Raw genomic sequence first — 17,458 nt, forward strand, 5'->3', positions numbered from 1 at the left:
GGGACTGCCTGGTGGCTCCGGCGTGGCGGGAGTCGGTGGTTCCGGCGGGCGGGAGTCCGGGGCGGGCGGGGCGGCATGGGCGCCGTCCGGTCGGTTCCTCGCCCGAGCCGCCCTCCTCACCGCCGGGCTCACCGCGGCCGGGGCGCTGCTCGGCCTCGTACGCGACCAGTTGCTCGCCCACGCCTTCGGCGCGGGGCCGGACACCGACGCGTTCCTCATCGCGTGGACCGTGCCCGAGTTCGCCGCGACGCTCCTCATCGAGGACGCCATGGCGCTGCTCCTCGTCCCGGCGTTCAGCCGTGCCCTCGCCCGGCGGGCCGCCGCCACCGGCCCCGACCCGGTGCTGGGCCTGGTCCGCGCGACGCTCCCGGGGACGGCCCTGGCCGCCGCCGCGGGCGCCGCGCTGGTCGCCGCCGCGGCGCCCCTGCTCGTACCGCTGCTGGCTCCCGGCCTGCCGGAGCAGCGGCTCGCGGTCGACTGCACCCGGCTCACGGCCACCTGCGTCCTGTCGTTCGCGCTCGCCGGGTACGTCAGCGCCGTCCTGCGGGCGCACGGCAGGTTCCTCGCCCCCGCCGGGATCTACGTCGTCCACAACGCCGGCATCATCGCCGCGGTCCTGCTGCTGGGCCCGGCCCTCGGGGTCCGGGCGGCGGCCCTCGGGGTCGCGGCGGGCGGGGCGCTCATGGCGCTCGTCCAGGCGCCCGCGCTGGTACGGCGGCTGCGAGCCGGCCGTACCGACGGCCCGGCGCGCCCGCGCACCCGCAGCCGGACGCGTGCCGGTGGCCGGGCGCGCACCGGCAGCCGGCCGCGTGCCGGTGGTTCCCTGCGGCCGGTACGGGCGGTGGCACGGGTGCGGGCGGCCGCGCGGTCGCGGGGCGGGGGCGGGGCGGCCGCGGGCGTGGCCCTCGCGCTGGTCCTGCCGGTCGTCGTCTTCGCCGTCAGCCGCCAGTGCCAGGTCCTCGTCGAACGCTTCCTCGCCGCGCCGCTGCCCGCCGGGGCGATCTCGCACCTCAACTACGCCCAGAAGGTGGCCCAGCTGCCGATGGTGCTGTCGCTGATGCTGTGCACCGTCAGCTTCCCCGTCGTCGCCCGCGCCCTCGCCGCCGGGGACGGGGACACCGCCCGGCGCCGCGCCGAACGCGACCTGCTGGGGGCGGGCGCCCTCGTCCTGGCCGGCGCCGCGACCGTCGCCGCGGCCGCCCCGCAGATCGTGCACCTGCTGTTCCAGCGCGGCGCGTTCGACGCGGCCGACACCGCCGCCACCGCCGCCGTCATGCGCGTGTACGCCCTCGGCCTGCTCGGCCACACCCTCGTCGGCGCCCTCGTGCGCTGCTACTTCGCCGCGTCCCGGCCCCTGTGGTTCCCGGCCGGCGCCATGCTCCTCGGCATCGCGGCCAACACCGCCCTCGGCGCCCTGTGGGCCGACCGCTGGGGCGCCCCCGGCATCGCCCTGGCCAACGCCGTGGGCATCACCCTCACCGCCGCCCTCCTCCTCGCCGGGGCGAGCCGCCGGAACGTACCGCTCCACGCCCCCGGGGTCGCCGCCGGCCTCGCCCGGCTCACGGCCGCGGCCGCCGTCGCCGCCGTCGCCGCCCGGATCTGCGCCTCCTGGCCCGACGCCCCCCTCGCCGGCGCCGCCCTGGCGGCCGCCGCCGTCCTCACCGTCTTCCCCGCCGCCGCCCACGCGCTGCGCGCGCCGCTCGTGCCCGCACTGGCGCGCGCCGCGCTGCGCGCCCCCCTCCGGCGCGGCACCGCACCGCGCAGCCCCCTCCCGCGAAGGCAGCACCATGTTCCGTCGGACCCCGCCCCCCTGGATCGCGATGTACCACTCGGTCGACGACGACCGGGATGACCCGTACCGCGTCACCGTCACCCCCGCCCGGCTCGACGCCCAGCTGCGCTGGCTGCGCGCCCGCGGCCTGCGCGGGGTCGCCGTGCGCGAACTCCTCGCGGCCACGGCCCGCGGCACCGCGGCCGGCCTGGTCGGGCTGACCTTCGACGACGGGTACGCCGACTTCCTGCACGCGGCCGTGCCGCTGCTGCGCCGCCACGGCTGCACCGCCACCGTCTTCGCCCTCCCCGGCCGCCTCGGCGGCGACAACGCGTGGGACGAGCGCGGTCCGCGCAAACCGCTCCTCACCGCCGACGGGCTGCGCCGCTGCGCCGACGCCGGCATGGAGGTCGCCTCGCACGGGCTGTGGCACGTCTCCCTGACGTCCGCCGACGACCCCACCCTGCGCGAGGAACTGCACGGCAGCAGGGAGCTGCTGCGGGTGTTCACCGGCGAGGCACCGGCCGGCTTCTGCTACCCGTACGGGCACGTCGACCCGCGCGTCGCCGCCGCCGCGCGGGACGCGGGCTACGCGTACGCCTGCGCCATCGACCCGGGCGCCCTGAGCGGCCCGTACGCCCTGCCGCGCGTCCACGTCGGGCAGCGCGACACCGGGCTCCGGCTGTACGCCAAGCACCGGCTGCACGCCCTGCGCCGCCGCGCACCCGCGGGCCTCCCCACCGCCGGGGAGCCGACGGCCGCCACCGGACGACCGGCCCCGGCCCGGGCGCCCGCCACCAGGGGCCCCGCCGCCGCGGTGGAGCCGCCCCTCTTCGGGACGCCGCCCGCGGCCGGGGAACGGGCTCCCACAGGGGCCCCGGCCCCCGCCACAACGACCCCCACCGCCCCGGCTCCCACCGCCCCGGCCACCGCCGAACCCGCCCCCGTCGACCTGCGGGCCGTCCGGACGCGTGCGTCATGAGGGTCCTGCACGTCATCACCGGCCTCGGCATCGGCGGCGCCGAACAACAACTACGGCTCCTCCTGCGCCACCTCCCCGTCCACAGCGGCGTCGTCACCCTCACCGACCCCGGCCCCGTCGCCGCCGCCCTGCGCGCCGACGGCGTCCCCGTCGTCCACCTCGGCATGCGCGGCAACCGCGACCTGTCCGCGCTGCCCCGGCTCGTCCGGCTCATCCGCCGCGGCCGCTACGACGTCGTCCACACCCACCTCTACCGGGCGTGCGTGTACGGGCGGATCGCCGCGCGCCTCGCCGGGGTGCGGCACGTCGTCGCGACCGAGCACTCGCTGGGCACCGCGCAGATCGAGGGGCGTCCCCTCAGCGCCGGCGCCCGCGCCCTGTACCTGGCGACCGAGCGGCTCGGCTCCGCCACCGTCGCCGTCTCCGACACCGTGGCCCGGCGGCTCGCGGACTGGGGCGTCCGGCCGCACCGCATCCACGTCGTCCCCAACGGCGTCGACGCCGCCGCCCTCGCCCACGACGAGCGGGCCCGCGCCACCGCCAGGCGGCGGCTCGGCATCCCGCCGGACGCGTACGTCGTCGGCGGGGTGGGGCGGCTCGTCCCGGGCAAGCGGTTCGACGTCCTGGTCCGCGCCCTGGCCGAACTGCCGCCGGACGTACGGCTCCTCCTCGTCGGTGACGGAGGCCAGCGGACCCGGCTGGAGCGGCTGGCAGGCGCGTCCGGGATCGACGACCGGGTGGTGTGGGCGGGCGCCGTCACCCGCGACCTGCCGGCCCTGCTCTCCGCGATGGACGTCTTCGTGTCCCCGTCCGCCGACGAGGCGTTCGGGCTCGCGGTCGTCGAGGCGCTGGCCGCCGGGCTGCCCGTCCGCTACGTGGCCTGCCCCGCCCTCGACGACCTGCCGCCCGAGGAGGCGCCCACGGCCCTCCGCATCGGCGGCACCGTCGCCGACGTGGCCGCCGCCGTGCGCGCGACCCGCGCCGCCCACGGGGCGGGCGCCGCGCGCGGCCCGGTGCCCCCGGCGGCGTACCGGTACGACATCGCCCGTACCGCCCGGCAGTTGATGGCCCTCTACCGAGAAACGAGTGACCGATGACCCCGCGAACCATCCCCGGAGTGCGCCGGCTCGTCCGGCTCGCCCGCCGGGCCTCCGCCCGCGCGCCGCGCCCCGGCCGCGTCTGGACCGTGCCGGCGGCGGTGCTGGCCGGCGCCGCGGCCGGCGGCGCATATGGGCTGCTCGCCACGCCCGAGTACGCGGCCACCAGCTACGTCGTGGTCGTCCCCGAGGAGCGGTCCGACCCCGCCGGGGCGATGGGCCTGGCGCAGGCATACGGGCGGGTCGCCACGGACGTCGCCGTCGCCGGCGACGCCGCCGTGTGGGCCCGCGTGACACCGGGGGAGCTGCGCGCGAACGTCACCGCGGCCACCTCGCCCGACGCGCCAATGATCTCCGTCACCGCCCGGTCGGAGCGGGCCGGGACGGCCGCCGCCATGGCGGACGGCGTGGCCAGGGCCCTGGTGCAGAAGGGCGCGCACGCCCGCGCCGGTACGCACGTGAACGTCGTCCAGTTCGCCCGCGCGACCAAGCCGACCGCGCCCGTCTCGCCGTCGGCGCCGCTCGCCGTCCTCGTCGGCGGCAGCGCGGGCGGGCTGCTGGGCGGGCTGGCGCTGCTGGTCCGCCCCCGCCGCACGGCCGCCGGCCGACCGCCGGCCGAGGCCGCCGCGGCCCCGGCCCCCGGCGCCACCCCGGCCACCGGTACGACCCAGGCGACAGACACGGGCCAGGCGACGGGCGCGGCCCAGGCCACCGGTACGGCTCCGGCCACCGGTACGGCCCCGGCCACCGCCGCCGTGCCCGGCCCCGGCCCCGGCCCGCGCTCCGGCACCGCCGCAGCCCCCGCACCGCAGCCGGAGGCCGTGTGAGCACGACGCGCACCACCGCGCCCACCCCCACCAGGACGGCCGGGACCTCCGGGACGTCTGCGGCGGCGGCGTCCTCCGGCCCGGTCGCTGTCGCGTCCACCGTCTGCCGGGAGGACGAGCACTTCGGCGCCCTCGCCACCGACTGGGCGGACCTGTACGACCGCTGTGCCACCGTCACCCCGTTCCAGACGCACGCCTGGCTCCACTCCTGGTGGCTGTCCTACGGCGTGCCGGGGCGGCTGCGGGTCGTCCTCGTGCGCCGCGTCACCGACGGGCGGCTCGTCGCGGCCGCGCCCCTGTGGCTCACGCCAGGCCGCGCGCCGACCGTGGCATTCCTGGGCGGCGACCTCACCGACTACGGCGACGTCCTCGTGGACGAGGGCTGTCCCGGCGCGCTGCCGGCGCTGGCCGCCGCGCTGGCCGACCTCCCCGAGCTGACCCGGGGCGCCGTCGTGGACCTGCGGGAGGTGCGTCCCGGGGCCGCCGCGGAGCGGCTCCTGGCCCGCTGGCCCGGGCCCCGCAGGCGGTACCCGGACTCCACGTGCCTGGAGCTGCCGTGCCTACCCGTCGACGACCTGGTGCGCCGGCTGCCGTCCCCCCGGGCGCAGCGGGCCCGGGCGAAGCTCCGCAAGATCGACCGGGAGGGCATCACGGCCCGGCACGTCCCCGCGGACGAGGTCTCGGGAGCCCTGGACCACCTGCTGGACCTGCACCGCCGCCAGTGGGTCGGCCGCGGTGTGACGGCCGAACACCTGACGTCCCGCTTCGCGGAGCACCTGGGCCGGGCGGTACGGGGCATGGCGGCGTCGGGGCACGCGTGCGTGACGGAGTTCCTGCTCGGCGACGAGGTGGTCGCCGTGGACCTCACGCTGCTGTCGCCGCGGCTCTCCGGGGGCTACCTGTACGGCGCCGACTCGATGCTGCGCTCCCTCAAGGTGGACCTCGCGACGCTGCTGCTGCGCAACAGCGCCCGGCTCGGTGACGGCACCGGCCGCACGACGCTGAGCCTGCTGCGCGGTGACGAGCCGTACAAGCACCACTGGCGTCCCGACGCCGTGCGCAACGGGCGACTGCTGCTGGCCCGCCGCAGGGCGGCCCCGCTGCTGTGGCTGCGGGCGGCGTACGTCGGCGGCCGCGGCCGGGCGGCGGACCGCCTGCGCGACCACGCTTGGGCGCGCGCCCTGCGGCACCGCCTCACCGGCGGGCCCGCGGCGGCCCCTACGGGGCGCACGGGTCGGGGTCGAACCACTTCCTGATCCACCGGGGGAGCCCGCCCGCCGGGCACCGCGCCTCGCCCGCTCGGCCCGGCTCCCCCGGCACCTCGATCCGGCCCGCCGCGCCCGCCCCACCTGACCCGCCCGACCCGCCGGGCTCATCGGACTCGACAGGCTCCGCCGGCCCACCGGGCTCCACGGGATCCGCAGGCCCGACCGGCCCCACCGACTCCACCGACTCAACCGGCCCGACCGGCTCGTCGGGTCGCCCGGGCCCGACCGGCGGCCCCCCGCCGACCTCCCCGGGCCCGCCGACCTCCTCCGGCCCATCGGCCCCGCCCGGCCCATCGGCCCCGCCCGGTCCGCCAGGCTCCGGCTCCCCGGGCTCCGGCGGCCGTGCCGGCACCGGCTCCAGCCCGAAGAGCGCCGAGCGGAACACCGCCGAGGACTCGGGGTTCCCCGCGCACTGCCACACGCCGTGCGGGCAGTAGTCGCTGATGGAGTGGTACAGCGGTTTGTGCTCCCGCATCCATGCGAGCATCCGCCGCATGTAATCGGGATTGTCGCCGTTTCTGAACAGCCCCCACTCGGGATAGGAGATAGGCTTCCCGCGGGCCGCGGCGAATTCCACGTGGTCCCGCAGCCCGTACGGTTCGTTCGCCTGCTCGTCGAAGGTCCGGCCCGGCGGCTGGTCGTAGGAGTCCATTCCCACGATGTCCACGACGTCGTCGCCCGGATAACACGCGGTCCAGGGAATGGCGTCCCGTCCCCGATTGGGCGCGAAGTCGAATCGGAATTCCTGACCGGGAACCTCACGCATGGCGGTGACGATGCGTTTCCAGTACCTCTTCCACGCGTCCGGGTCCGGCCCGCACCGGTGGCTGTACGTGGAGCCGTTCATCTCCCAGCCGAGGACGATGACGGTGTCCGGCACGCCGAGCCCCACGAGCCGCTCGGCGAGCGCCCGGAAGTGGTGGTCGAACCAGCCCTCCGCGCCGTGCCGCAGCAGCCGCGCGACGACCGCGTCCGGCAGCCGGCTCTCGTTGCGCTCCAGCATCGGCACGTTGAGCACGAACAGCCGGTCCTCCCGGGCCCGCCGCCACTCGGCCCAGGCGTCGAGGAACCCCGGCCGGCCGGCGATGTTGGACCATCTGTCGCCCGGCAGGTAGGTGTGGCCGGCGCGCAGCTCGGTACCGCCCAGCCACTGCTGCAACTCCGTCATGCGGCTCACGCCCGCGGTCCCGTAGTGGAGGTACGCGCCGAGCGCCGTCTCCCCGGTCGTCACCGGGTCGGGCCCGGGGGGTTCCTCCGCCGCGCGGGCCGGCGCGGGCAGCACCGCCGCGGGGAGCAGCAGCGCGGCGGCGCACGCGCCCACCCAGGCGCTCGTCGTCTTTCCGTTCCGGACGGTCATCCGCACTCCTTCGTCAGGCGCCGCACTCCGTCACTCAGCCGTCCGACCTGTCACTTCGTTCGACCTGTCACCTGGACCCAACGTAAGCGCGGCGGCCCGGCCGGGAACCCGGCCCCCGCCCCTCCGTACGCCATCAGTGGAAGCCCTCGCCCAGTCGGGGCATCGAGACGAGGACAGCCCGTGCCGCTCTTCGACACCAGCGTCGCCGCCGTGCTGCTGCGGTTCGACCGGAACCCCTTCCACCACGGCACGCTCGGCGCCGCCCGCTCCCTCGGCCGGGTCGGCGTCCCGGTCCACGTGGTCGCCGGCGGCCCGGCCGGCCCGGTCGCCCGGTCGCGCCACGTACGGCGCTGCCACCCCGGCCCGCCGGACGGCGACGGGAGCGCGGGCGGAGCCGGGGGCACGGCGGAGGTGCGCGCTGCCCTGGTGCGCGTCGCGGACGCGCTCGCCGGGGCCCCCGCCGTCCTCCTCGCCCTCGACGAGCTGACCGCCGTCGCGCTGGACGAGCTGCGGCGCGAACCGGGCGGCCCGGGCGGCCCCGCCGGGCGGTTCCTCCTCCCCGCCCAGCCGCCGGGCACGCCCGCCCTCGTCGCCGACAAGGCCTTGCTGGCGGCCACCTGTCTGCGTCTCGGCGTCCCCCACCCGCGCACCCTCGCCCCCGCCGACGCCGACGAGGCGGTCGCCATGGCCGCCGCTCTGGGGAGCCCGGTCGTCGCCAAGTGGAGCCGCCCCTGGCTGCTGCCCGCAGGGCGCGGGCTGCGCAGCACCGTCCTGGCCCGCACCCCGGGCCGGGTGCGTGAGCTGTACGCCCGCGCCGCGGAGGCCGGCAGCCCGCTGCTGCTCCAGCGGTACCTGCCGCCGAGCCGGGACGGCGACTGGTTCTTCCACGCCTACCGTGACGGCGCCGGGTCCTGTGTCGTCGCGGCGACCGGCCGGAAGGTCCGTTCCTGGCCCGACGGCACCGGCCTGACGGCCGTGGGGGAGTGGGCGCCGAACCCGGCCGTCGAACGCCTGGCCCGCGACCTGCTGGCCGCCCTGGGCTACCGGGGGATCGCGGACCTCGACTTCCGTCGCGACCCGGCGACGGGCCGGTACCACCTGCTGGACTTCAACCCGCGCCCCGGAGCGCAGTTCCGGCTCTTCACCGACGCGTGGGGCACGGACGTCGTCCGCGCCCTCCACCTCGACCTGACGGGGCGTCCGGTCCCCGCCCTGGGCCGCGCCCACGGCCGCAGGTACGTCGTGGAGAACCACGCGGTCCTCTCCGTCCTCGCCTCGCCGCGGCGCCGCCCGCGCGCGTACGGCCCGTCAGGCGGCGTGGAGACGGCCTGGTACGCGGCGGACGACCCGGCACCGGCCGTCGCCATGGCCCGGTGCTGGACGGCCCACCTGGCCCGCCGCGCCGTGTCCGCCCCGCGCCGCGCCTGGCGCGCCGGGGCCGCCCGCCACCCCGCGGACCCGGCGCCCCGCCCCACGCCCGCGACAGCCCCCTCCCCGACCCCTCACGGGGCGGCCCCGGGGCCCCCGACCCCTCCCCGGCCCCTGTCGCCCTCCCCCTCCTCCCCCCGATGACGAAAGTGGTGGGACCCATGCACGACGACGACCTGGTGATCGTGGGCGCCGGCCCTTACGGCCTCTCGGTGGCCGCCCATGCGGCGGCCCGTGGCCTGGACGTGCGCGTCTTCGGCCGGGTGATGCGCTCCTGGCACACCATGCCGCCCGGCATGCTGCTGAAGTCGGAGCCGTGGGCGTCCGACCTCTCGGACCCGGCCGGCGCCCACGGCCTCGCCGCCTACGCCGCGACCCGCCGGGTCCGGGTCGAGCACGGCGTGCCCCTGCCGGTCGGGTTCTTCGCCGCGTACGGCGAGTGGTTCGCCCGACGGGCCGTGCCGGACGTGGACCCGCGCACCGTGGTGGCGGTCCGGCCGCGCCCGCACGGCGGCTTCACCGTCACGACCGAGGACGGGCAGGAGACCGGCACCCACACGGTGGCGCTCGCGCTGGGCGGCACGCCGTTCCTCGACGTGCCCGCCGCGCTCCGCCCGTTCGTCCCGCACCACGTGACACACAGCAGCGACCTCCCCGACCCCGCCCGGTTCGCCGGCCGTGACGTGACCGTCGTGGGCGCCGGCCAGGCCGCCCTGGAGACCGCCGTGCTGCTCACCGAGGCGGGCGCCCACGCGCGCGTGGTGGCCCGTTCCCCGCGGCTCGTCTGGAACAGCGTGCCGCCGTCGCTGCGCCGCGGCGCCTGGGAGGCCGCCCGGGCGCCCCACACCGGCCTCGGCTGCGGCTGGCGCAACCTCCTGTACGCGCGTACCCCCGGCGCCTTCCGCCGGCTGCCCGGCCCGACCCGCGAGCGGCTCTTCGCCACCGCGCTCGGCCCGGCGGGCGCCTGGTGGCTGCGGCACCGCTTCGAGGCGGTGCCCGACGTACGGCTCGGCAGGTCCGTGGTGGCCGCACGCCCGGCCGGCGACGGTCGCCTGCTGCTCACCCTCGCCGGCGCCGGGCCGGGCGCGCCCGTGACGGAGGTGGAGACCGACCACGTCGTCGCCGCGACCGGCTTCGCGCCCCGGCTGGACCGGCTCGATCCGTTGTGCCCACAGGTGCGGGAGGAGCTGCGGACCGTCGGCCCCGGCGGGGCCCCCGAGGTGAGCGGCCGCTTCGAGGCGTCGTACCCGGGCCTGTTCCTGGCGGGACTCGTCACCGCCCCCGCGTACGGCCCGGCGATGCGCTTCGTCTACGGCGCCGGGTACACGGCGGAGCGGCTCGTGCGCGGCGTCGAGCGGCGGCTGCGGAGCCCGCGGCCGACGGCGGTGCCCGCCGCCCGCCCAGGCCCGGCGGGCGCGTCCCGTGACGCGGGCGGCACCGTCGCGACCCCGGGCTGACGCGCCGGTACCCCCGGACACCGGGGAGGCCGGTCACGGAGCGTCCTCCGTGACCGGCCTCCACCGCGCCGTGCCGGGTCAGTCGTTGATGCAGACGTTGCCGAAAGCGGGGTTCAGCAGGGCGACGATGTTCACGGTGTTGCCGCAGATGTTGATCGGCACGTGGACCGGAATCTGGACGACGTTGCCGGAGAGAACGCCCGGGGAGCCCACCGCGGCACCGTTGGCCTCCGCGTCGGCGGCCGCCGGAGCGGCGGCACCGACCGCCATGCACAGACCGGCAACGGCCACAGCCGCCTTCTTGCCCTTCATTTATCGGCTTCCTTTCCACAGCGGAAGTCTTGCCACGGATTTCGTGACCCACGAGCCCGGAGGCCCGGCTGCCGCCGCAAATACCACAACGAATAGGCAACCGAAAAGACACCGCTCAAACAGTCGCCGGTTCGGAATCACTCGAACGCCAATCGGCCGACACCGGGCGGGAGTGCGGGGCTGCTCCGGGTGCGGCGGACGTGTCGCGGGCGTCGCGCGGCGGCGGAATCAGCGTCGGGGCCAGACCGGGCGGCGCACCAGGACGTCCCACTCGGGGTCCCGCGCGCCGGGGACGGCCCGCCCCTGCGCCCGCCACTCCCGGGCGAGTGCCGCGAAGACGGGGACCGCCTCGGAGGCGCCGCGGGGTGAGGCGGCCGGGGCGGCGGCGCGGCCGTACCCGGCCTGCGGAGCGAGCGGCACCCGCTCCCACTTCCCGGCGCCTGAAGCCATGCCCACCCTTCCGTTCACCGTGCGTGGCGAGGCCCTCGCATCATGTCACAGCGGTGCGGTGGACACGGAGGATGTCGGGGAACCGGCGGCGCGGGGACGCCGAGCGGCCGGACGACGGGTGGCGGGGTCCGGCCGGGTGGTGACGACCGGTGCGCCGCCCGCACCGCCCCCGGCCGGCGGCCCACAGCCCGTGCGACCGAGGGGCGCGGCCGGCACGACGTCCAGCTCACGCCACGCACCGGTGGCGGGGGGATCCGTGCCCTGGGGGCGTACCGGCGGCGAGCGGACGCGGGCTCCGTGTGCGCCCCACCGCCGGCCGGCCGCACACGAGTGAGCACCGGGGGCGGGGGCCACCGGTGCTCAAGGGCGCTGGGTGCGAAGGGGCGGTTCCCGGGCCGGAGGGGAAGGGTCCGGGAACCGCGCGGTCGGGGCGGGTCACCCACCCGTGGTGGGGCCGCCGCTGCCGAAGCCGCCGCTGGACGCGCCGCCCCACTTGCGGTCGTTCTCCGACTGCGGGGACGTGTCCGGCTCGGTGTTGCTGCGCCCCAGCTCGTAGGGCATCAGCCGGTCCTCGCTCTGGGGCACCTCGGCGGGCCTGCGGTGGCCCTCCACCTCACCGGGCAGCCCGGCGTCGGCAGGCCGGTGCGGCTGCTCGTCCGGGGTCGGGGGCGCCGGCTCCCTCAGCATGATGCGGCGCCCCAGCAGGAACGCGCCGATGAGGAAGCAGACGACGAGGATGCCCGCCACCAGAGGGCCGATCCCCACGATGTGGTCCTTCGCGGCCAATTCCGCGCCGTGCGTCAGGGAAGCGTTCATGGATCGCGGGTACCCCGCCCTCGGCGAACCAGACACGTGTGTACGCGGCCACCCCTGAGAGCCACCGGATCGCGGCCTATTGTCATTAGTATTCTGAGCCTTTTTTCGTTGATTGAGCTCTTCGGGTGACCTCCCGCAACCTAAACAGCGCGGCGCTGTTGGGCAGAGCGGCCCGGAACCGGGTCTCTCGACGAGAAGGATCACGTAATGATCAAGAAGGCTCTGGCTACGGCCGGCGTCGCCGCGGCCGTCCTCGGCGCGGGCGCGCCGATGGCCGCCGCCGTCGGCGACCACGGCGTTGACACCCAGAACGGCAACTTCGCCTCGCAGACGTACGGCAACACCACGACCGGTGGGTACATGAGCCCGCAGATCGGGCTCATCCAGGGCTCGTTCAACAAGCCGTGCGTGGGTCTTCCGGTCCAGGCCGACGTCCAGAACATCGTGGCCGCGGTCAACGTGGGCGTTCAGGACATCCTCAACGACACCCAGAACCAGCAGTGCGCGGAGAACTCCACCGCGGTCAAGGGCGACAGCGCCCTGTCGCACATCCTGGAGAACGTCCTCTCCGAGAACGGTTCCGCCTCCGTCGACTGACGGCGTGCAGCGACCGGCCCGCGCGGATGAAGCGCACGTGCGGGCCGGCCCCTCGTGGCCGCTCCGCGGCGTTGCTCCACTTTTCAACCATGTGCCCCACCTGCGGGTGCGGCTGGACGACCCGGACGCCGGGTCTTTCGAGAGAAGGATCGACATGATCAAGAAGGTTCTGGCTGGCGCCGGTGTCGCAGCGGCCGTCCTGGGTGCGGGTGCGCCGATGGCCGCCGCCGTGGGCGACCACGGTGTGGACACGCAGAACGGCAACTTCTCCAAGCAGACCTACGGCAACACCGTCACCGGTGGTTACATGAGCCCGCAGGTGGGCCTCATCCAGGGGACCCTGAACAAGCCCTGCTTCGGCATCCCGATCCAGGCCGACGTCCAGAACATCGTGGCCCTGGTCAACGTGGGCGTTCAGGACATCCTCAACGACACCCAGAACCAGCAGTGCGTGGAGAACTCCACCGCGGTCAAGGGCGACGCCGCCCTGTCGCACATCCTGGAGAACGTCATCTCCGAGAACGGTTCCGTGGCCGTCGACTGAGGTCGTCCCCGCCGGTGAGCACATGGGCGGGCCCCGCATCCGAATCCACGGGTGTGGGGCCCGCCCACGCGCGTGCCGCCCCCGCCGCCCCCGGCCCCCGCCCCCCCGCCGTCCCCGGAGGTGAAACATTCTCCGGGGGCCGCGGCGTCAGTGGGGTGGACGACGACAGCGGTGCGAGGGGGAGGGCATGGACGGGGTCCGCACGGACGAGTTCCTGGAGTTCGCCACCGGACGGTCCGGGCACCTCTTCCGCTCGGCCTGTCTGCTCACCAGCGGCGACACCCACCTCGCCGAGGACCTGGTGCAGGAGACACTGGGCCGGATGTACGCCCTGTGGGGGCGGACCGGCCTCCTCGGACGGGCGGCGCGGATCGACAACCCCGCCGCGTACGCCCAGACGGTCCTGGTGCGGGCCTTCCTGAGTCACCGGCGACGCCGGTCGGCCACCGAGCGACCGCTCGGCGAACTGCCCGACACCGCGCGGGCCGCCCCGCCCGGGGACGACCCCGCGCTGCGGGTCGCGCTGCTGGACGCGCTGGCCGGGCTGGCGCCGAAGGACCGGGCGGTGGTCGTGCTGCGCTACTGGGAGGACCGCAGCATCGAGGAGACCGCCCAGGTCATGCGGGTCAGCTCCGCCGCCGTGCGCACCCGCTCGGTGCGCGCGCTCGCCCGGCTCCGCGAGCGGCTGGGCGGCGGCATCGCCGAGTACGCCGCACCCTGACCGCGCGCCGTCCGTCGTCCGGACGCAGACCCCCTGGACGGAGTTGGTGGTTCACATGCCCGACGAAGAACACACATCGCAGTTCGAGGACGACCTCGCCGTCGTCCTGCGCCGCACCGGCGACGGCTTCGCGCCGGGCGGCGGAGACGGCCTGGTGGCCGGAGGGGTGCGGCGCGGCCGCCGCCGGGTGGCTCGCCGGCGCGCCGGCGCGGTCGCCGGGAGCGTGCTGACGCTCGCGCTCGTCGGAGCCGGCGGCGCGTACGCGACGGGAGCGCTCGACGGGTACCGGGGCGGCACGGACGCGTCCGTCGCCGCGCCGCCCACGGTGCCGAAGTCACCCACGGTCCCGAAGCCGTCCGTCGTGCCGCAACCTTCCGCCGCGACCGGCGCGGTCCCCGCCGCGGACGTCCTCGCGACCTTCCGCCGGGTCCTGCCCGCGGGCGGCGAGCTGCGGGACGCCCAGTCCCGGGGCACCGCCGACGAGATGGGCCCGATGGCGGCCGGCGTCTACGACGACGGCCGCGGCCTCGCCGCCGTCGGCATCGGCTTCTTCCGGGCGGCCCCGGACGACCAGGGGTTCTCCGAGTGCCCCGACAAGGCGTTCGTCGACTACGACGCCTGCACCGCCGAGGAACTGCCGGGCGGCGCCCGCCTGGTCGTCTTCCAGGGGTACGAGTACCCCGACCGGCGCCAGGAGACGAAGAACTGGCGCGCCACCGTGCTCCACCCGGACGGGCTCGTCACCGACCTCGGCACGTGGAACGCGCCCGCGCAGAAGGACGCCGCCGTCACGCGCGTGGACCCGCCGTTCACCCCCGCTCAGCTGAAGCGGATCGTCACCCACCCGGCATGGGCGCCCGTGCTGCGCGCCGTCCCGAAGCCGGTCGAGGCCGAGCCCTCCACCGACCCGTCCGACCCCGGGGCCGACGCGGGCGGTTCCTTCGACGGGACGGCCGTACGGCCCACCCTGCTGTCGCTGCTGCCCGAGGGGCTCACCGTCAGGGACGACGGGGGCGACGACGGGTTCGCGTACGCGGTCGTCGACGACGGGGCGGGCCGCAGCCTCGTCCAAGTGAACGCCCAGCCCGATATGGGCGACGTCGCGGGCGAGCTGTTCCCGGCGGGCTCCTACGAGACCCTTCCGGACGGCACCAGGGTCGCCGTGCAGAAGCGGCCGGGTGAGAAGGGCGGCGAGGGCGTCGTCATGTGGACCGTCGACACGCTCCGGCCCGACGGGTACCGCGTCGTCGTCTCGGCGTTCAACGCCGGCGCCCAGCACGAGGCGGCCACCCGCCCCGAACCCGCGCTGTCGACCGCGCAGCTGAAGGCCCTCGCCACCAGCCCGAAGTGGCTGGAGCTGCAGAAGTAGCCACCCGGTCAGCGGTCGAGCCGAGGGCCGGGGGGTTGGTGTCGCGCCGGTCCTGACCGGTCGCCGACCGGCCGGCCGGGCCGGGGCCTCGGTCGGCCCCCCTCGGCCGGTTCGCGTCGGGGCCCTCGTGCTCGGGGCCCCGCGGGCCCGGCCCTGGGATCCGGACGACGGCTGCGGCGGCCCTGCCCCGGGCGTCGGGGGCGTGTCCCCGCGCGTCCGCCGCAGCCCTGGGGCCCGACGACGGCTGTGGTTTGGGCCCGGACGACGACGGCTGTGGTGGACCCTGCACCGGGCCTCGGGGGGCGTGTCCCCGGGGGCCCGCCGTGGGCCCTTGGCGGCACCGCTTCGGGTTCACACGGTCGGGAGCCTGGCTGATCCGCCCCGGTTCATCCGGTCGGGGCCCGGCCGGCTCGCGCTGGATGATCGCCGGCGGGGCCCGTGGGACCGGCCGTGGATCCGGCGCCCCCGCCGCACGGGTGGGGGCCCGCAGCCCAGTCACGGCCTCATGGGCGGGCCCCGGCGGGCCTTCGGGGGCAGGGGGCTCGCTCCATGTCCGGTCTCGTCCGCCCACCCCCGCCCCCGCTCCTGCCCGGGTGGGGGAGGAGCGGGGGCGATCACTTGGCGTCCGAGTACCGCTCCACCGTCGCCGTCGTGAAGGGGAACCGCACCGGCGTGTCCCCGAAGGCGATCCGCCCGGCGAGGTCGCCGGCCTCGCGGATCGCCCCCGCGACCACGTCGGCCTCCTCGGCCGGACAGTGCACGATCACCTCGTCGTGCTGGAAGAAGACCAGCTCCGCCCGCATCCCCGCGGTGGCGCGGCGCAGCGCGGCGAGCATCAACAGCGCCCAGTCGGCGGCGCTGCCCTGCACGACGAAGTTCCGGGTGAACCGGCCCCGGGCGCGGGCGTCCGCGCCCGTGCCGCCGGCCGCCCGCTCGTCCTCCTGCGGGATGCCGGCCTCCTCCGCCTCGCCCTCCGCCCCGGCGCGCGGACTCGTCCGGCCCAGCCAGGTGCGCACCAGCCGGCCCTCCTCGCCCGCCCGCGCCGCGTCGTCGACGTACGCCACCGCGCGCGGATAGCGGCGCCTGAGCGCCGCGAGGTTCTTCAGCCCGTCGCCGCTCGTCTGACCGTAGATCGCGCCGAGCAGCGCCAGCTTCGCCTGGTCGCGACCGGCCGGGAACGCCCGGTCGGACAGGCGCGTGTACAAGTCGTCGGCGTGGCCCGCCACTTCCATCAGGCCCGGGTCGCGGGAGATCGCCGCCAGGACCCGCGGCTCCAACTGGTCGGCGTCCGCGACGACGAGCCGCCACCCCTCGTCGGCGACGACCGCCTGCCGTATGACCTTCGGGATCTGCAGGGCGCCGCCGCCGTTCGTCGTCCACCGGCCGCTGACCGTGCCGCCCGGCACGTACTCCGGACGGAACCGGCCGTCCCGCACCCAGTCCTGGAGCCAGCTCCAGCCGTGCGCCGTCCAGATCCGGTACAGCTTCTTGTACGCCAGGAGCGGTTCGACCGCCGGGTGGTCGACCTTCGCCAACTCCCAGCGGCGCGTCGACCGCACGCGGATCCCCGCCTCGGCGAAGGCCCTGACCACGTCCGCCGGCAGGTCGGGCCGCACCCGCCGGCCGAACGCCTCCGACACCTCCTCCGCCAGCTCGGCCAGCCGGCGCGGCTCGCCGCCGCCCGCGTACCGTTCGCCGAGCAGGTCCCGCAGGAGCGCGCGGTGGACGTCCGCCCGCCAGGGCAGACCCGCACGGTGCATCTCGACGGCCACCAGGGTGCCGGCGGACTCGGCCGCGGTCAGCAGCCGCATGCGGTCCGGGTGCTCGGCGGCGCCGTGTCTGCGCTCCTGGTCCGCGTACACCTCCAGCAGCGCCGTGAAGGGCAGCTCCGGTCCGGTCGGGCCCGCGTCGAAGAGCGACGACTGCGCGCCCGGCTCGGCGGCGCGCGCCGGCGGGTCGGGCGGCACCGGCCGGTCGTGCAGCCGCGCCCAGGCGGCCGCCGCCGACCGCGGTTCGCCAAGCTGCCCCTCGTGGCCGAGCAGGAGCTGCTCGGCCGCCTCCACGTCGTAGCACCGCTCGACGCGCACGCCCGCCGCGAGGAGCCGCGGATAGAGGCCGGCCGTGGACCGCCACACCCACCGGCCGACCTCCGGCCGCGACCGCACCGCCGCCACCAGGTCCGGCTCGGTGGTGACGGGGCCGGCGGGCAGGCCGTCGCGGTCGAGGGGGACGAGCCTCGCCCCGCCGCCCTCGACCGCGTCCAGCGCCCACCGCTCGTTCACGGGTGCGAGTCTCGCACCCGGCGCTGACAATCCCCCGTCCCCGCGCCGCCTGCCCCCGGTCACCGCCCCGTACCGGTCACGTCGCTGCCCGGTGGGTCACGTCACCGTGCCGCGCCGCCCGCCTGGGCCGGTCACGCCGCCGCCGGGGCGCTCGCCCGGGCGTCCCTGGCCCAGTCTCCG

General features: G+C 76.9%; 15 protein-coding genes and 1 pseudogene. 11 read left to right on the forward strand and 5 right to left on the reverse strand.

Going from position 1 to position 17,458, the window contains the following annotated elements; genetic code table 11:
- Positions 1 to 22: 22 nt before the first annotated feature.
- From NRO40_RS16535 to NRO40_RS16555, 5 genes and pseudogenes are all read left to right on the forward strand, one after another.
- Positions 23 to 1,852, forward strand: coding sequence for a lipid II flippase MurJ (locus tag NRO40_RS16535; protein WP_232790971.1), 1,830 nt, complete (start codon positions 23 to 25; stop codon positions 1,850 to 1,852).
- Positions 1,788 to 2,507 (forward strand): annotated as a pseudogene (locus tag NRO40_RS16540) (polysaccharide deacetylase family protein); the annotation flags it as partial. The gene NRO40_RS16535 and the pseudogene NRO40_RS16540, both read left to right, overlap by 65 nt.
- Positions 2,508 to 2,749: 242 nt before the next feature.
- Complete coding sequence (locus tag NRO40_RS16545; RefSeq protein ID WP_058940880.1) at positions 2,750 to 3,850, forward strand: glycosyltransferase; 1,101 nt, start codon at positions 2,750 to 2,752, stop codon at positions 3,848 to 3,850.
- Positions 3,847 to 4,677 carry a YveK family protein gene (locus tag NRO40_RS16550; protein WP_058940881.1) on the forward strand — a complete coding sequence of 277 codons (831 nt, stop codon included), beginning with the start codon at positions 3,847 to 3,849 and terminating at the stop codon, positions 4,675 to 4,677. Before NRO40_RS16545 ends, NRO40_RS16550 begins: the two co-directional genes overlap by 4 nt.
- The gene (locus NRO40_RS16555; RefSeq protein WP_058940882.1) at positions 4,674 to 5,933 is read left to right on the forward strand and encodes a GNAT family N-acetyltransferase; all 1,260 of its coding nucleotides are present in this window, start codon (positions 4,674 to 4,676) and stop codon (positions 5,931 to 5,933) included. Before NRO40_RS16550 ends, NRO40_RS16555 begins: the two co-directional genes overlap by 4 nt.
- Here NRO40_RS16555 and NRO40_RS16560 read toward each other — a convergent pair.
- Positions 5,896 to 7,302, reverse strand: a complete 1,407-nt coding sequence (locus NRO40_RS16560; protein WP_107115015.1) for a glycoside hydrolase family 26 protein — start codon at positions 7,300 to 7,302, stop codon at positions 5,896 to 5,898. The genes NRO40_RS16555 and NRO40_RS16560 overlap by 38 nt on opposite strands.
- Positions 7,303 to 7,482: 180 nt before the next feature.
- On the opposite strand from NRO40_RS16560, the gene NRO40_RS16565 reads away from it, so the two are divergent.
- Positions 7,483 to 8,874: a carboxylate--amine ligase gene (locus NRO40_RS16565; protein WP_058940883.1), complete on the forward strand. Its 1,392-nt coding sequence runs from the start codon at positions 7,483 to 7,485 to the stop codon at positions 8,872 to 8,874.
- A gap of 17 nt (positions 8,875 to 8,891) precedes the next feature.
- A complete protein-coding gene (locus tag NRO40_RS16570; RefSeq protein ID WP_198549271.1) occupies positions 8,892 to 10,187 on the forward strand; it encodes an FAD-dependent oxidoreductase in 1,296 nt (431 codons plus the stop codon).
- Positions 10,188 to 10,265: 78 nt separating this feature from the next.
- Here the strand turns inward: NRO40_RS16570 and NRO40_RS16575 are convergent, their stop codons facing one another.
- The 3 genes from NRO40_RS16575 to NRO40_RS16585 all read right to left on the reverse strand — a co-directional run bounded on the left by NRO40_RS16575 (position 10,266) and on the right by NRO40_RS16585 (position 11,765).
- Positions 10,266 to 10,499, reverse strand: a complete 234-nt coding sequence (locus tag NRO40_RS16575; RefSeq protein ID WP_058940884.1) for a chaplin — start codon at positions 10,497 to 10,499, stop codon at positions 10,266 to 10,268.
- Positions 10,500 to 10,727: 228 nt separating this feature from the next.
- A complete protein-coding gene (locus tag NRO40_RS16580; RefSeq protein WP_058940885.1) occupies positions 10,728 to 10,949 on the reverse strand; it encodes a hypothetical protein in 222 nt (73 codons plus the stop codon).
- A gap of 435 nt (positions 10,950 to 11,384) precedes the next feature.
- Complete coding sequence (locus tag NRO40_RS16585; protein ID WP_058940886.1) at positions 11,385 to 11,765, reverse strand: DUF6479 family protein; 381 nt, start codon at positions 11,763 to 11,765, stop codon at positions 11,385 to 11,387.
- A 207-nt stretch (positions 11,766 to 11,972) separates the two neighbouring features.
- Here NRO40_RS16585 and NRO40_RS16590 point away from each other — a divergent pair, with 207 nt between their 5' ends.
- The 4 genes from NRO40_RS16590 (at position 11,973) to NRO40_RS16605 (ending at position 14,996) form a co-directional block, all read left to right on the forward strand.
- Positions 11,973 to 12,362, forward strand: coding sequence for a rodlin (locus NRO40_RS16590; protein ID WP_058940887.1), 390 nt, complete (start codon positions 11,973 to 11,975; stop codon positions 12,360 to 12,362).
- Between the two features lie 154 nt (positions 12,363 to 12,516).
- Positions 12,517 to 12,906, forward strand: coding sequence for a rodlin (locus tag NRO40_RS16595; protein ID WP_058940888.1), 390 nt, complete (start codon positions 12,517 to 12,519; stop codon positions 12,904 to 12,906).
- 187 nt (positions 12,907 to 13,093) lie between these two features.
- Positions 13,094 to 13,627 carry a SigE family RNA polymerase sigma factor gene (locus tag NRO40_RS16600; RefSeq protein ID WP_058940889.1) on the forward strand — a complete coding sequence of 178 codons (534 nt, stop codon included), beginning with the start codon at positions 13,094 to 13,096 and terminating at the stop codon, positions 13,625 to 13,627.
- A 55-nt stretch (positions 13,628 to 13,682) separates the two neighbouring features.
- Positions 13,683 to 14,996 (forward strand): hypothetical protein, encoded by a 1,314-nt coding sequence (locus tag NRO40_RS16605; RefSeq protein WP_058940890.1) that lies wholly within the window; start codon positions 13,683 to 13,685, stop codon positions 14,994 to 14,996.
- Between the two features lie 614 nt (positions 14,997 to 15,610).
- On the opposite strand, the gene NRO40_RS16610 is transcribed toward NRO40_RS16605, so the two are convergent.
- The gene (locus tag NRO40_RS16610; protein ID WP_058940891.1) at positions 15,611 to 17,278 is read right to left on the reverse strand and encodes a bifunctional 3'-5' exonuclease/DNA polymerase; all 1,668 of its coding nucleotides are present in this window, start codon (positions 17,276 to 17,278) and stop codon (positions 15,611 to 15,613) included.
- Between the last annotated feature and the right edge of the window lie 180 nt (positions 17,279 to 17,458).

The sequence above is a fragment of the Streptomyces changanensis genome, from assembly GCF_024600715.1.
Taxonomy (GTDB): Bacteria; Actinomycetota; Actinomycetes; order Streptomycetales; family Streptomycetaceae; genus Streptomyces; species Streptomyces changanensis.

Bases quoted from the DNA above. Each gene is read 5' to 3' on its own strand.
- NRO40_RS16545 (WP_058940880.1), top strand. From the start codon at position 2,750: ATGAGGGTCCTGCACGTCATCACCGGCCTCGGCATCGGCGGCGCCGAA.
- NRO40_RS16550 (WP_058940881.1), top strand. From the start codon at position 3,847: ATGACCCCGCGAACCATCCCCGGAGTGCGCCGGCTCGTCCGGCTCGCC.
- NRO40_RS16560 (WP_107115015.1), bottom strand. From the start codon at position 7,302: ATGACCGTCCGGAACGGAAAGACGACGAGCGCCTGGGTGGGCGCGTGC.
- NRO40_RS16570 (WP_198549271.1), top strand. From the start codon at position 8,892: ATGCACGACGACGACCTGGTGATCGTGGGCGCCGGCCCTTACGGCCTC.
- NRO40_RS16575 (WP_058940884.1), bottom strand. From the start codon at position 10,499: ATGAAGGGCAAGAAGGCGGCTGTGGCCGTTGCCGGTCTGTGCATGGCG.
- NRO40_RS16580 (WP_058940885.1), bottom strand. From the start codon at position 10,949: ATGGCTTCAGGCGCCGGGAAGTGGGAGCGGGTGCCGCTCGCTCCGCAG.
- NRO40_RS16585 (WP_058940886.1), bottom strand. From the start codon at position 11,765: ATGAACGCTTCCCTGACGCACGGCGCGGAATTGGCCGCGAAGGACCAC.
- NRO40_RS16590 (WP_058940887.1), top strand. From the start codon at position 11,973: ATGATCAAGAAGGCTCTGGCTACGGCCGGCGTCGCCGCGGCCGTCCTC.
- NRO40_RS16595 (WP_058940888.1), top strand. From the start codon at position 12,517: ATGATCAAGAAGGTTCTGGCTGGCGCCGGTGTCGCAGCGGCCGTCCTG.
- NRO40_RS16600 (WP_058940889.1), top strand. From the start codon at position 13,094: ATGGACGGGGTCCGCACGGACGAGTTCCTGGAGTTCGCCACCGGACGG.
- NRO40_RS16605 (WP_058940890.1), top strand. From the start codon at position 13,683: ATGCCCGACGAAGAACACACATCGCAGTTCGAGGACGACCTCGCCGTC.